The organism is Microbacterium hanjuni (assembly GCF_043556395.1).
In the GTDB taxonomy this organism is placed as follows: Bacteria; Actinomycetota; Actinomycetes; order Actinomycetales; family Microbacteriaceae; genus Microbacterium.
On record NZ_JBIGIK010000002.1, the window covers coordinates 88,312 to 102,125 of the forward strand.

The following is a 13,814-nucleotide window of genomic DNA, read 5'->3' on the forward strand; positions in this document are numbered from 1 at the left end:
GTCAGGCCTCGATCGGGCGGAGTCAGGGCGTCGAGGGTTCGACACGCAGCCAGACGTAACCGAACGGAGCCAGCAGGACCTGCTCCATTGATCGGCCCGTCACCACGTCGGTGCCGCGAAGGCCGGGAAGCGCCACCTCGTCGCCGCTGACGTTGACGACCGCCAGCAGTTCGTCGGCGGTGCCCGGTGCGCGCCGGACGGCGAAGACCCGCTCATCGAGGTGCTCGATCGACTGGGCGGCGAAGGGCGAGAGAGCGGGCAGCGTGCGTCTTGTCTCGAGCAGATGGCGGAGGCCTCCGAGCATGCCGGAACGGCGCGGCGAGGCGGAGAGTTCCTCGGCGAGGAGGTCGGCGTCGAGCACCGCGCGGTTGATCCGTCGCGCGATGTCGGACTGCTCCATCCCCTCCCGGTCCTGCCCGGAGCCGAGAAGCGAGTGGTAGTAGACGGCCGGCACGCCGATCACCGACAGCAGGATGGCGTGCGCCGCGAGACCGCGGGTCACAGCCGAAGCATCCGGATCGTCGTCCTCCGGGTCGACCAGCGCGTCGAGGTAGTTCGTGTTCAGCTCGTAGACGCCTTCGGTGCCGTCGGCACGCCGCGCCATCGACACGCGGCCACCCCGGGCGACGGTGCGCTCGACCAGCAGGGCGCGGTCGTCGTCGGTGAGCAGCCCCTCGGTCGGGCGGATACCGATGCCGTCGTGGCTGGCCAGGAAGTTGAACCAGGTCGCCGTCTCGCTGACCGGCCCGATCCCGTCGGCCCAGGCGGAGAGCGCCGTGGCGCGCCCGGTGACGAACGCGTGCAGGACGAGCGGGGGCAGAGCGAATTGGTAGACCATGTTCGCCTCATCGGAGCCGTTGCCGAAGTAGGTGATGTTGTCGGCGTGGGGGACGTTGGTCTCCGTCAGCAGGAGTGTTCCCGGTGCGAGCGCGTCGAGAAGTGCTCGCCAGATGCGCACGACGGCATGCGTCTGGGGCAGGTGGATCGAGGTCGTGCCCGACTCTTTCCAGAGGTACCCGATCGCATCGAGGCGCACCGTACGGGCGCCGCGGGCGACGTAGCCGAGCAGGACGTCCGTGAGATCGAGCAGGACGGCCGGCGTCCGGGGGTCGACGTCGATCTGGTCGGGTCCGAAGGTGGTCCACGCGCGGGCGACGGTGCCGTCGGGTCGGCGGTACTCGTGGACGAGGGGGCTCGTTCGCGGGCGGACGACGGACGCGGTGTCGAAGTCGTCACCGGGTTCGAGGAAATACCCGGCGTAGCGCGGATCCCGCGCGAGCCAGGCGAGGAACCACGGGCTCGAACCGGACACGTGGTTGGCCACGAAGTCGAGGGCGAGGGCGTGATCGGTGCGGAGGTCGGCGATGTCGTCCCACGAGCCGAGCTCGGGGTTCACCTCCCGGTGGTCGATGACACCGAACCCGTCATCGGAGGTCCAGGGGTTGATCGGCAGCAGGTGAACGTCGGTGACGGCATCGCGCACGTGGGTGCGCAAGACGTCGGCGAGCGTGTGCAGCGGAGTCTCGCCCGCTCTCCGGAAGGCGTCACCGTAGGTGATGAGGTAGGCGGTGCCTTCGTCGGGCCGGCTTCGCGCGGCGTCGGCGAGGGTCGGCGCCCACGTGCGTGCGAGGGCGAGGAGTCCGTCCAACACCTCCCCCGGGTTCGCCGGGTAGAGCTCCTGCACGAGCGGCTCGAGGCGGTGGCGCAGGTCGTCTGTCCCGCTCATCGGCGCGGTCCTTCCAGAAGCTGCCGGACGAGTTCCCACCCGCGGTCATCGAGTGCCGCGATCCGGTCCGAGAACCCGCGCACCCCGGGGGCGCGCAGCACCACGTCGGCCCATTCCTCGCGGAGCGCGAACTCGGGACGCGCGACGAGACAATCGGGGTCGGTCATCCAGAGCCGCCCGTTCTGCCACGCGCGCGCTTCGAGCGACATCCGTCCGCGGAGCCCTTGCGAGCCGTCTTCACCCCCCTCATGGAAGGTGTCGGAGGCGACGCGCATCGCGTCGACGAGCCCGACACTGGGCAGGATCGGGGCGCCGCAGCCGAGGAGGAACGCTTCAGGGCCCATCATGTCCCGGATCAGCTGCAGCCCCGAACGATAGGCCTCGATCGGCGTCGCGTCCGGCAGGAAGCGCCCAGCGTCGACCGCGCCCGAGTAGAGGAAATCGAGCTTCAGGTAATCCACGCCGAGGCCCTGAAGACCGCCGAAGACATCGACGAGGTAGTCGCGCACCCCCGGGTGCGTGAGGTCGAGCCCGACGAGGTCGTCGCCCCAGTTGAACCCGGCCGGGCCGGTGAGCCATTCCGGGTGTCGCTGAGCGACATCGGAACCGGCTCCGACGCAGAACGGGGCGAGCCAGATGCCCGCGCGCCGACCGCTGTCGTGGATCGCGGCCACCACGTCGGGGAGCGAGCCGAACCGGGGATTCGGCCGGTTCCACTCTCCGGTGCCCAGGCTCCACCCGTCGTCGACCTGGATCACGTCGACCGGCAGCTCGCGTTGCTCGATCTCGCGCAGGTTCTCCCAGACGTCGGCCGCCGTCACCTCTTCGAAGTACTGATACCAGGTGCACCAGACGCGCGGGACGGCCGCGACAGCTCTGACACCCGCTGCTGCGGCGAAGCGGTCGCCGAAGAGCTCGAGGGCGCGCTCGCCGGAAGCATCCGTCTCGGTCGTTTCGACGGGTCCGCTCGCCCGCACCACGACACGGTCCTCGAGCCAGTGCGCCGTGATGGACGGCACCTCGCTGGCGGCGTGGAGCGCCGCGTAGGTGCGCACCGGGGCGCCGTCGCCCGGATCGATCACCAGGAGACCTTCGCCCTGGACACCCTCGTCCGGGAGCTCCGTGCCCGGTCGGAAGCGCATGAGGTGCTGCCACCGCTCCTGCGGACGGTGGGCGGCGTCTCCGCGCCGGTACCAGGTCGTGGGGCTCCAACTCTGCCAGCCCTCTGCATAGATGCGTGCGGAGGCGGCGACGGGTACCTCGTCGATGACGATCATGCGAACTCCCGACGCGAAGAGGCGGCCAGGTCGAGGCCCGTCGGTCGCACCGGCACGCCGCCGGATGCTGCCGAGGTCACCGCGGCGAGACCGAGGCGAACGGTCGCGAGGACGTGCTCGGCGGAGTTCTCCGGCTCGCGCTCGTCCGCGATCGCCGTCAGGAGCTCGCCCATGGCGCCGGCGAAGCCATCGGGGAACCACTCGCCGTCGAGGGCGAAGCGGGTGGTCTCGCCGTCGTGCTCCCACTCGAGCGCATCACTGCCGAGCAGCACGCTCCCCCGGATGGTGCCCGTCGTGCCGTGGATCCAGAAGGGGCATCCGCCGGTGCGGGTGCGCGCGTCTCCGACGATGCGGATCGCGGCCGACGCGCCATCGGCGGTGCGGAACGCGACGTCCGCCTGCCACGGGTTGCGGGCCTCGACCGGCTGCTGGGGCACCCTCCCGTCCGAGGCGGTGACCGAGGTGACCGCGCTCCCCTCGAGCCAGCAGCGGCTGATGTCGATCCAGTGCACGAGGTAGTCGGCGATCAGCATGTGCGGGATCGCATCGAAGGGGGTGCCGACGAGGGGCGGCAGCGGTTTGTCGAGGAGATGGGTCACCCCGACGACCTCGCCGATCGCACCCTCCCGGACGAGGAGGGTGGCCAGGCGCCAGGCGGGCGCCCACCGGGCGTTCTGGTTGACCGCGACCCGGAGTCCGCGTTCGCGGGCGGTCTCGAGGAGACTCTCCAGGCGCGGGAGCTCTGCAGCATCCGCCAGGAGGGGCTTCTGCACCAGTACGTGCTTGCCGGCTGCGATCGCCGCCTCGATCAGATCGAGTCGCCCCTCCGGTGAGGTCGCGATGTCGACGACCGCGACGCGGGGGTCGCCGAGCAGTTCGGCGACGGACTCGTAGACGGCCGGGATGTCGAAGTCGCGAGCCAGACGGTGTGCGCTCGCGGGCGTTCGCGAAGCGACCGCCACGACGGGGATCTGCCACGCTGCGTAGGCGGGGAGATGCGCGGAGCGGGCGATGGCCCCGGCCCCGATCAGCCCGACACCGGGGGCGTTCTCCGGGATCTGCGGGCGGACGTCGCGGTGGCCGCGCGTCATCGTTCGGGCGCCGCTTCGAAACGGAGGACCGCCTGGATGATGTCGGGGTCGCCGGCATCGAGGCGCGTGAAGATCTCCGACACGTCGGCTGCGGCGACGACGTCGGTGACGAGCGCCCCGGCATCGACGGCGCCGGAGAGGATCTGGTCCATCACGGTGCTGACCAGCCGCGGCTGATCCCACCGTCCGCCGAGCGCGACCGGCACACCGGAGATCTGGCTGGCGACCACACGCACCCGGTTGTGGTGGAACTCCTCACCGAGTCTCAGATTCGAGGCGCCCCCCTGGTAGAACCCCGATGCGGCGACGACACCCTCGACGACGACCGATCGGATGGCTTCGTGAAGAGCACGGTCGGTGCCGGAGAGTTCGATCGCGCTGTCGGCTCCCCCACCCGTGAGCGCGCGGATCGCGGCGCCGGCACCCCCCGGACGCAGGGCGTCGATGGCCTCGGCGGCACCGAACCTCCGAGCGGTGTCGAGCCGGGTCTGCAGGGTGTCGACCGCGAACACGCTGCCCCCGGACAGCGTCGCGAGTCGGGTCGCCAGCAGGCCGATGACCCCCTGCCCGAAGATCGCTACCCGCTCCCCCAGCCGCACGTCGGCCGCCAGGACCGCGTTCAGCGCGATGGACCCGACGCGCGCGAAGGTGCCCAGCACCGGGTCAGCCGTCGGCGGCAGCACCCGTCGCGACACCGCCGCGACGGGAAGGACGGCGTCACTGCGATGACCCCAGATCCCATGGACGACATCTCCGACCTGCACCTCGGTGACGCCCTCGCCCAACTCGACGATCTGGCCGACCTCGGAGTACCCCCAGCCTTGAACGGGGTAGCCGAAGCTCGGCTCGCCGGGAACGAACAACCGGCGCTCGGCGTCCCAGGTGGAGGTCAGATACGGGTTCGTTCCTCGGTAAGCGGTGAGCTCGGTGCCTGCCGAGATGCCGGAGAACCAGGTAGCGATCCGAACCGTTCCCGGAGTCAGCTCGACGGCCGGGATCTCGACGAGCTCGACCTCGCCGGGGGCGGTGAATTGCACGATCTGGGGCACGACGGGGCGCCCTCCTTCCGGGTACGGCGGTCAGCCCTTTTCGGCACCGGCGGTCAGACCGCCGGTGAGCAGACGCTCGGAGGCGAAGAACAGGATGATGATCGGCAGGGTCAGGATGACGGAGCCGGCCATGAGCACGGTCGTGGGCACCTCGATGCTCCCCGAGAGCTGGGACAGCCCCAGCGACACGGTCCACGAGTCGCGCCGCTCGACGAGGAAGAGCAGAGCGAACAGGAACTCGTTCCAGGCGATCATGAAGATGAAGAGCCCGTTCGAGACGATGGCCGGCATCGCGAGCGGCAGGCTCACCCGCCGCATGATCTGCAACCGGGTGCACCCGTCGATCGCCGCCGCCTCTTCGAGGGACACCGGGATCGTCGCGAAGTAGTTGCGGAGCGTATAGATCGAGACGGCCGCGACCTGCGACACGTAGACGATCAGGAGCCCCACGAGCGAGCCGCGCAGGCCGATCTGGGTGAAGAAGACGAACAGCGGAACGGCGAGCAGGATCGCGGGGAAGAAATACACCGCGAGGAAGAGCGCCGAAACCTGGCGTTGCCCGAAGAACTTGAGCCTGCTCACCGCGTACGACCCGGGGATCGCCACGAGCAGCGTCAGCACGACCGTGCCGAGTGCGACGAGCAGCGAGTTGCGCATGAAGACGATGAAGCCCTGACCACCATCGGACACCGGGGCGAGGACGTTGGCGTAGGTGGAGAGGTCGAACTCCTCCAGCGAGATCCACAGCGCGCCCGGGTTCTGCAGCAGGGAGTCGAGGCTCCGGAAACTGAGCAGGAACATGTAATAGAAGGGGAACACCGCGATGAACAGCAGCACCACGATGACAACGGGACGGAGGATGCGGAACAGGGCGATCTCGAACCGGTCGCGACTGATGCCCCGTCGCGCTGACGCGGGCCGCTCCCGCAGGGTCGTGGTGGTCATGACACCTCCTCCTCTCGGCCGAACAGCTTCAGGTAGACCGTCACGAGGACGGCCAGGATCGCAGCGAGCACCAGCGCCTGCGCAGCAGCCGCCCCGATATCGCCGCGCGCGGTGAGGTAGTCGAAGACGCGCACCGACACGACCTCGGTGCCGGCACCTCCGCCGGTGAGCAGATAGATGTCGTCGAAGTTGTTGAACGTCCAGATGAAGCGCAGCACGCAGAGCACGGCGATCGTGGGGATGAGTTGCGGCAGCAGGATGTGGCGGAAGCGCTGCGTGGGAGTGGCCCCGTCGATGCGCGCCGCCTCGTCGAGCACCTCGGGGACGGCGGCGAGACGGGCGGTGAGGAAGAGGAACGCGAACGGGAACGAACGCCACGCCTCGAAGAAGATCACGGTGATGAGCGCGATCGGCAGCTCGATCTCCCACCCGAAGATCGACACCGGGAGGGAGCGCTGGGAGAGGAACGCGATGGGGTCGTCCCAGCCGAGGACGGTGGTGCCGAACCAGTTGACGAGCCCGAACTGCGGATTGAGCATCGTCGACCAGACGAAGGTCGCCGCCACCACGGGCGCCACGTACGGAAGGAGGAGCGCGGCCCGAATGAGGCTGCGCCCGCGGAAGGGGGTGCGCAACGCGAGGGCTGCGATCAGACCGATGCCGATCGCGAGGGCCGTGCCGCACACCGAGTAGACCAGTGTCGTCCACAGCGCGCTGAAGAAGCCGGGTGAGGTGATCACGTCGACGAAGTTGTCGAGCGTGTACTCGCCGAAGAAGCCCGTGCCTCGGATGTTGATGAGGCGCACGTCCTGGAAGGCGAGCGAGACCGCCCAGAGGATCGGGATGACGACCGCGACCGTGATGATGATGAGGGTCGGGGCGATCAGCAGCAGACCCGAACGGTTCTCCTCCCGAGTCTTACGCGAGCGGGAGCGTCCTTTCCGCGGCTTCGGAACCTGCGGGCCGCCCGCAGCGGGGGCCGGGCCCGTGAGGCCCGTCCCCCCTGCGAGTTGCGTCATTCGAGAGACTCCGCGACCGATTTCACGGTCTCGGCGGCCGTGGCTGCCGCGGCAGCGGGGTCGCCGCCCTGCGACACGTCGTTCACGGCCGTGGAGACGGGCAACTCCCCCTGGAGGGCGCCGAGCAGATTGCCCTGACCCTGCGTGATACCCCAGCGGGCGATGTCCTGAGGTCCGGCCGCCACCGCTTCGAGGACCTCGGGAGCGTAGAAGTCCGACAGCGGCGCCTTGGTGTCCACTCCAGCGGGAAGCGTCGCCCACGCGTCGGAGTACAGCGTCGGCTCGTCGGGCGTGCCCGTTCGAACCGGCACCTTCCCCTCCGGAGCGATCCCGATCCAATCCTCGTAACCGGTGCCCATCATGTATTCGATGAACGCTTGCGAAGCGTCGGCGTTGGCTCCGTCGGTGATCGTCCACGACGTGATCTCGCCGAACTGGGCGGGACCGTCGGCGTCGGGTCCTTCGATGGCGGTCACGACACCCGTGTTGTTCGCGAGGAACGCGGGATCTGCGGCGCATTCTGCGCAGGAGGGCTTGGCGTCCTCGCGCAGACCGGCGAGCTCATCGAGGATGAAGCTCGACCAGATGACCATCGCGGCATCTCCGGCGAAGTAGGTCGCGCGGGTGGAGTCCACGTCCTGGGCGCCCGGCACGGAGTAGTTCTGGGTCAGGTCGCCGTAGAACTCGAAGGCGGCGACGCACTGGTCGGAATCGAGCTCGACGTCACCCGCCTCGTTCACCAGCTCGCAGTCGTTGCCGAGCGCGATCTGCTCGAAGGTCTGCTCGGTGAAGGCATCGCCGGGGGCGGTCGCACCCACGAAACCGGCCACGTCACTGGAGTTGAGCGTCTCCGCCGCCTCGAGCACGGCCTCGTACGTGTCGGGCGCAGCGAGGCCCGCGGCCTCGAACAGGTCGGTGCGATACAGCAGCATCTGAGTCCAGGACTCGCTCGGGACGGCCAGGTGCGTGTCACCGTCCGAGGTGAGCTCGAGAGCCCGCTCGGAGAAGGTCGACGGGTCGAGGTTGTCGATGACCGCGCCGACAGCATCCGCGTCGACGAGCTCGTTGGCGGACAGGGTGCGCACCTGCGGCAAGGAGATGCCGCCGATGACGTCGGGGAGATCGCCGGCCGCGGCGGATGAGGTGATCAGCTGGGCGAACTGGTCTTCGGCCACCGACACCACTTCGACCGGGATGCCGGTCTCTGTCGTGAAGGAGTCGACGATCGCCTGTGTTGCGGCGACGCGGTCGGGGAGATCTTCCTGCAGCCAGAAGGTGATGCCCTCGTCGCTGCTGTCATCACCCCCGGAGGATGTGCAGCCGGCGAGCGCGAGCACGGCCGCCGCGCACACCGCCGTCATCGTCAGTGCTGTGGGCTTAATCTTCACCGAGCGCCTCCTTGCGCGAACATTGCAGAACGGATGTCGCCGCGAGTGCGGCCAGTGGATATGTATAAAAGCTAGGTTGGTAATGTCTAGCTGTCAAGCATAATGACCAGGGGGGTGTCCGATGCCGGGACCGGGAGATGTCCTCGACCTCATCCGCGAGCGTCGAGCCCTCACGCGCGGAGACGTGCTCGAGATGACTGGGCTGTCCCGGATGACGGTCTACGGGCGCATCGACACCCTGCTGGAGGCGGGACTCATCGTGGAGACCGGAGCCGACCGGGTGACGGGCGGCCGCCCCTCTCGCCACCTCGCGTTCAACTCCGCCCACGCCGCGGTGATCGCTGCGACCGTGGACACGACCCACACCACCGTCGCGATCACCGACCTCGCCGGTCGCATCACCGCGGAGGAGCGGATCGAGGTCGCGGTGGCAGACGGCCCCCATGCCACCCTCACCGCGATCATCTCCAGTTCGCAGCGCCTGCTCGAGAAGGAGGGCATCGCGATCGAGAGGGTCGCCGGGATCGGCATCAGCGTGCCCGGACCGGTGGATCCGGAAACGGGGCGGCCGAGTCAGCCGCCCATCATGCCGGGCTGGGACGCCTATCCGATCGTCGACCACCTCGCCGACGCACTCGGGGTGCCGGTGCTGGTCGCCAATGATGCGGATGCTGCCGCGCTCGGCGAGCAGCAGGCAGCGCACCCCGACTCTCGCGCCCTGTGCTTCATCAAGGTGTCCTCCGGTATCGGGACGGGCATCGTGCTCGGCGGCCAGGTGTATCGCGGCACCGACGGCGGCGCGGGGGACATCGGCCATGTGAAACTCACCGGTCACGACGAGCTGTGCCAGTGCGGGGCGCGCGGCTGCCTCGCCGCCGTCGCCTCGGGGGGCGCCGTCGCGCATGCGCTGACCGCTCTGGGCAAGGACGCGGTGTCCGGTTCGGATGTCGGCGCGTACCTCGCCGCCGGCGACCCCGATGCCGCGCGCCTGACCCAGGACGCCGGCCGGGTGATCGGCGAGGTGGTCGCGACCGTCGTATCGCTGCTGAACCCCTCCGACGTCGTGCTGGGTGGACGATTGGCGTCCGCCCCCCTGCTCGCCGGGGTGCGCGAAACCCTCTACCCGCGCTCACTCCCCCGCGCCACGCGCCACCTGACGATCAGCCTCTCGACTCTGGGTGAGCGAGCCGCGATCGTCGGGCTCACGGCGCTCGTGGTGGAGCGGGAGTATTCGGCAGCCGCCGTGAACGCGGCGGTCGCCCGGTGACCAGCGCCCGACCCGTCGTCATCGCGCTCGATTCATTCAAGGGGTCGATCTCCGCGAAGGACGCCGTCGCCGCGCTCGCGGCGGGATGGCGATCTGTCCGCGACGACAGCATCCGTCCCCTCCCCATGGCGGACGGCGGCGAGGGCACCCTCGAGGCCTTCGCCACGGCGGTGCCGTCAGCCACGCGCATGCCGATCCGGGTCGTCGGACCCGACGATCGCCCGGTCGAGGCTTCGTGGCTCCTGCTCCCCGCCACTCCCGACGACCCGGCGGGCACCGCCGTCGTCGAACTCGCCGGCACGTCGGGCATCGAACTGCTCCGCCCCGATGAGCCCCTGCGGCCGCTCGACGCTCACACCCGGGGCTTCGGGGAGGCGATCGCCGCAGCCCTTTCCCACGGGGTCTCTCGCCTGGTCGTCGGTATCGGCAGCAGCGCCTCGACCGACGGCGGCGTCGGCCTGCTGCGGGCCCTGGGAGCCCGGTTCCTCGACGCGGCCGGTGAGGAGATCGCCGCCGGCGGGCGCGGACTCGCCGAGCTGCGGTCGGTGGATCTGTCGGGCGTGGCTTCGCTCCCCGCCAACGGGGTGACGGTGCTGACCGACGTGACCAATCCGCTCACCGGCCCGAGCGGCGCCGCCGCGGTGTTCGGCCCGCAGAAGGGGGCGGACGCTCACCACATCGCGGCCCTCGACGCGGGACTCGCCCGCCTCGCCGAGGTACTCGGGATCGACGCCGCCACGCCCGGCTCGGGTGCTGCGGGAGGCGCCGGGCTGGGGCTCCTGGCGTGGGGCGCGCGGCTGGCCCCGGGTGCGGCGGCGGTCGCCGACCTCATCGGATTGACGGATGCTGTGGCGACAGCATCCATCGTCGTCACCGGCGAGGGGTCGTTCGATGCGCAATCCGCTGCGGGGAAGGTGCCGGGGTTCGTCGCCGGCGTCGCAGCCGCGACGGGCACTCCCGTCGCCCTCGTCGCAGGACGCATCGCGCCCGGAGCGGAAACCTCGCCGTTTCTCGCCACGGTCTCGCTGACCACGCTCGCGGGATCCGCGCAGGAGGCGATGGCCGAACCCGCGCGATGGCTGCGCGCCGCGGGGGCGGCGCTCGCCCGACGGCACGGCTGAGCACCGCGCGAGAGCGCGCCCGCTCAGCCCGCCGGGATCTCAGCCCGCATGACCCAGCGCCACTTCGCGATGCGGCGCACGCGCACGAATCCGAAGCGTTCGTAGAGCTCCTCCGGGCCGGTCTGGAGGTAAGCCCCCCGTTGCGGGGGCCGATCGATCGTCTGCTCGGGGTACGCCTCGACCGCGCCTCCGCCCGCGCGGGCGATCTCCGCCAGCGCCGCCTCGACCGCAGCCGCCGCTATGCCTTTGCCGCGGTCCTTCGAGTTGGTGAAGATGCAGCCGATCCGCCAGTCGGGAGGTTCGTCGGCTCCCGCCTCGTAAGCGCGGGTGTTCTTGACGTTGGGAAGCTCTCGCGGGGTTCCGAACTGGCACCACCCGACGCACCGATCGCCGCCCTCGTAGACCAAGACCTGTCGCACACGACCGTCGTCCACCAGCTTGCGTTTGGCGTCCCGGTTGCCCTCGCGCGAACCGGTGAAACCTCCGGGATGAAAGCCCATGCACCAGCATCCGCCCCACACCCCGTTGTTCGCCTCGACGAGACCGTGGAAGTCGTCCCAGGTGTCGACGGTCAGCATGCGCGTGGTGAGCACCATGGCGCCCATTGTGATCGCACCGCGTCATGTGCTCAAGGCTCGGGGAGACACGACAATGCCCCGCGTCCTGTTCGGACGCGGGGCGTTCTCGCGTTGGTTCTGCGCGGTGGGCCGACGATCACGTCGACCCACGACGATCAGGAGCGGCGACGTGCGGAGGTGCCGCGTCCCTTGACCATGACGTAGACGACCAGGGCGATGATCGCACCGATGATCGAGCCGATGATGCCTGCGGGCTGGAGGAAGCCGTCGGCCGCGTCCTGCCCGAAAAGCAGGAAGCCGAGGAATCCGCCGACGAACGAACCGACGATCCCCAGGACGATGGTCATGAGAATGCTCATGCTCTGCTTGCCGGGAACCACGGCGCGGGCGATGAATCCGGCGATGAGGCCGACGACGATGATGGTGATGATGAGACCGAGCATGGTTGCTCCCTCTTGTGGACGCCGAGCGGCGTATCGGGCCGGCACCGTTCGGTGCGCGGGATGCCGCAATTCGCGACAACACCTGACTTCACCACCCTTCAGGGTGTGCCGACACACCCCTGGGGGTGTAAAACTCGAATATGCCCTCAGCTCCGAACGCGCGGCCCATCACCGTTGCCCTCGTCGACGACTACGACGTGGTGCTGAAGGGTCTGGCGCATCTGTTCGACGATTACCGGGATCGCGTGCTGGTCGCCGAGATCGATGCGAACCGCGGTGTCAGCGATGCGGTCGATGTCGTGCTGTACGACTCCTTCGCCCAGCCGGAGTCCGATCACCATGAGATCTCCGAGCTGATCGCGAACCCCAGAGCTCGACGCGTCGTCATGTACACGTGGAACTTCCACCCCGAACTGGTCGAGTCGGCCCGCGGGAAGGGCGTGCACGGTTATCTGTCGAAGACCCTCACGGCACCGCAACTGGTCGCGGCGATCGAAGCAGTGCACGCGGGTGAGCTCGTCTTCAGCGACCAGAGCCGCCGTGCGCCGAGTGCGCCCGGCCTCGATTGGCCGGGCCGACTCGAGGGCATCACCGATCGCGAGTCGGAGATCCTCGCTCTCATCACGCAGGGCAAGAGCAACGCTGAAGTCGCCGCCCTCACCTACCTCAGCCCGAACACGGTGAAGTCCTACATCCGATCCGTCTATCGGAAGATCGGCGCCACCAGCCGCACCCAAGCGGTGCTCTACGGCGTCAGACACGGGTTCACCCCCGACACCCACCGCATCGACCACTGGATGGGCGGGCCGTGAGCCTCGGGAGTTAAGCGGACTATTTCGTCCGCTTAACTCCCGAATCGAGGCATACTGGAATCATGACAAACCCGGAAAACACTCAGCCGACTCGACCGTGGTACAAGAAGGTCTGGATCTGGGTGATCATCGGCCTCGCTGTCACGGTCATCAGCGTGATCAGCAACCTCGTGTTCTGACCCCCGACCGGCAGCGCGAGGCCGTCGTCGCTCACCCCTGCTCTGTACCCGCCGCCAGGACACGTGCGCGCTGCGTGATCAGCCACGTCGGAAGGTCGGAGATCCCCTCGACGAGCGCGCGGCTTCGAGAGAGATCCGCCTGATACGCGGATCCCCCGGCGAACCACCGGAACATCGCCTTCAGATCCTCGTCGCCGCCGAGATACTCGAGGGGGATGGTCTCGAATCGTGCGGGTAACCCGAAGGCCTCTGCAGCCTGCGCGGCGACGCGATCGAGCGTGGGCTCGTCGCCGGCGAGCTCGATCGCGTCCCCGTGAGCTCCTGGCTCCATGAGAAGGCGGGCAGCGGCGCGGCCGATGTCGCGGACGTCGACCATCTGCACGGGGACATCTCCCGGCATGGGCATGCGGATGACGATCTCCCCTTCGCCATCGGGGGCGAGTTGCTCGGCGAGGTTCTCCATGAAGAACGTGGGTCGGAGGATGGTGGCGGGCACGAGCGCGGTGAGACGCTTCTCCACTTCGAACTTGCTGTCGAAGTGAGGAATCCCCGTGTTGCGCTCAGCACCTCCGACGGAGGAGTAGACGACGTGGGGAACCCCCGCGCGAGCCGCCGCTTCGGCGACCGTGCGTCCTCGACGCACCTCACCTGCGGTGCCGTCCGGCCCGTCGAACGTGGTCATGAAGAAGAGGCCGGCGACGTTCGAGAGCGCCGCAGAGAGCGACTCTTCATCCTCCTGGTCTGCTGTCACCACCTCCGCGCCGGCATCGCGAAGGGCGCGGGCCCGGGGAGAATCGGGGTTGCGGACCACCGCCCGCACGGGGACGCCCTGTTCGAGGAGGGCGTCGATCACGCTGCGGCCCTGCTGTCCTGTCGCGCCGATCACGGCAATGGGGAGTCGCTGGTCGGAAGCCATCTC

At 69.2% G+C, this 13,814-nt stretch carries 13 protein-coding genes; 3 read left to right on the forward strand and 10 right to left on the reverse strand.

Features of this window, described 5'->3' with window-relative positions:
- Window positions 1–22: 22 nt before the first annotated feature.
- From ACFXP5_RS08150 to ACFXP5_RS08180, 7 genes are read right to left on the reverse strand one after another with little or no spacing between them, the layout of a single operon-like run.
- Entirely contained in the window at window positions 23–1,726 is a 1,704-nt protein-coding gene (locus ACFXP5_RS08150; protein WP_394544252.1) for an alpha-amylase family glycosyl hydrolase, read from the reverse strand.
- A complete protein-coding gene (locus ACFXP5_RS08155) occupies window positions 1,723–3,003 on the reverse strand; it encodes a glycoside hydrolase family 36 protein (RefSeq protein WP_394544253.1) in 1,281 nt (426 codons plus the stop codon). The genes ACFXP5_RS08150 and ACFXP5_RS08155 overlap by 4 nt, the downstream gene beginning before the upstream one ends.
- Window positions 3,000–4,094 carry a Gfo/Idh/MocA family protein gene (locus ACFXP5_RS08160; protein ID WP_394544254.1) on the reverse strand — a complete coding sequence of 365 codons (1,095 nt, stop codon included), beginning with the start codon at window positions 4,092–4,094 and terminating at the stop codon, window positions 3,000–3,002. Before ACFXP5_RS08160 ends, ACFXP5_RS08155 begins: the two co-directional genes overlap by 4 nt.
- Window positions 4,091–5,143, reverse strand: a complete 1,053-nt coding sequence (locus ACFXP5_RS08165) for a zinc-dependent alcohol dehydrogenase (protein WP_394544255.1) — start codon at window positions 5,141–5,143, stop codon at window positions 4,091–4,093. Before ACFXP5_RS08165 ends, ACFXP5_RS08160 begins: the two co-directional genes overlap by 4 nt.
- Before the next feature lie 30 nt (window positions 5,144–5,173).
- The gene (locus ACFXP5_RS08170) at window positions 5,174–6,088 is read right to left on the reverse strand and encodes a carbohydrate ABC transporter permease (RefSeq protein ID WP_394544256.1); all 915 of its coding nucleotides are present in this window, start codon (window positions 6,086–6,088) and stop codon (window positions 5,174–5,176) included.
- Window positions 6,085–7,107: a carbohydrate ABC transporter permease gene (locus ACFXP5_RS08175; protein WP_394527691.1), complete on the reverse strand. Its 1,023-nt coding sequence runs from the start codon at window positions 7,105–7,107 to the stop codon at window positions 6,085–6,087. Before ACFXP5_RS08175 ends, ACFXP5_RS08170 begins: the two co-directional genes overlap by 4 nt.
- Window positions 7,104–8,495 carry an ABC transporter substrate-binding protein gene (locus tag ACFXP5_RS08180; RefSeq protein WP_394527692.1) on the reverse strand — a complete coding sequence of 464 codons (1,392 nt, stop codon included), beginning with the start codon at window positions 8,493–8,495 and terminating at the stop codon, window positions 7,104–7,106. The genes ACFXP5_RS08175 and ACFXP5_RS08180 overlap by 4 nt, the downstream gene beginning before the upstream one ends.
- A gap of 121 nt (window positions 8,496–8,616) precedes the next feature.
- Here ACFXP5_RS08180 and ACFXP5_RS08185 point away from each other — a divergent pair, with 121 nt between their 5' ends.
- Together ACFXP5_RS08185 and ACFXP5_RS08190 are read left to right on the forward strand one after the other, a co-directional pair.
- Entirely contained in the window at window positions 8,617–9,762 is a 1,146-nt protein-coding gene (locus tag ACFXP5_RS08185; protein WP_394544257.1) for an ROK family transcriptional regulator, read from the forward strand.
- Window positions 9,759–10,883 (forward strand): glycerate kinase, encoded by a 1,125-nt coding sequence (locus tag ACFXP5_RS08190; RefSeq protein ID WP_394544258.1) that lies wholly within the window; start codon window positions 9,759–9,761, stop codon window positions 10,881–10,883. Before ACFXP5_RS08185 ends, ACFXP5_RS08190 begins: the two co-directional genes overlap by 4 nt.
- 23 nt (window positions 10,884–10,906) lie before the next feature.
- On the opposite strand, the gene ACFXP5_RS08195 is transcribed toward ACFXP5_RS08190, so the two are convergent.
- Window positions 10,907–11,479, reverse strand: a complete 573-nt coding sequence (locus ACFXP5_RS08195) for a GNAT family N-acetyltransferase (RefSeq protein WP_394544259.1) — start codon at window positions 11,477–11,479, stop codon at window positions 10,907–10,909.
- A gap of 137 nt (window positions 11,480–11,616) precedes the next feature.
- The gene (locus ACFXP5_RS08200) at window positions 11,617–11,904 is read right to left on the reverse strand and encodes a GlsB/YeaQ/YmgE family stress response membrane protein (protein WP_394527696.1); all 288 of its coding nucleotides are present in this window, start codon (window positions 11,902–11,904) and stop codon (window positions 11,617–11,619) included.
- A 140-nt stretch (window positions 11,905–12,044) separates the two neighbouring features.
- On the opposite strand from ACFXP5_RS08200, the gene ACFXP5_RS08205 reads away from it, so the two are divergent.
- Window positions 12,045–12,716, forward strand: a complete 672-nt coding sequence (locus tag ACFXP5_RS08205; protein ID WP_394544260.1) for a response regulator transcription factor — start codon at window positions 12,045–12,047, stop codon at window positions 12,714–12,716.
- A 210-nt stretch (window positions 12,717–12,926) separates the two neighbouring features.
- On the opposite strand, the gene ACFXP5_RS08210 is transcribed toward ACFXP5_RS08205, so the two are convergent.
- Complete coding sequence (locus ACFXP5_RS08210; RefSeq protein WP_394544261.1) at window positions 12,927–13,811, reverse strand: NmrA/HSCARG family protein; 885 nt, start codon at window positions 13,809–13,811, stop codon at window positions 12,927–12,929.
- Window positions 13,812–13,814: the final 3 nt, after the last annotated feature.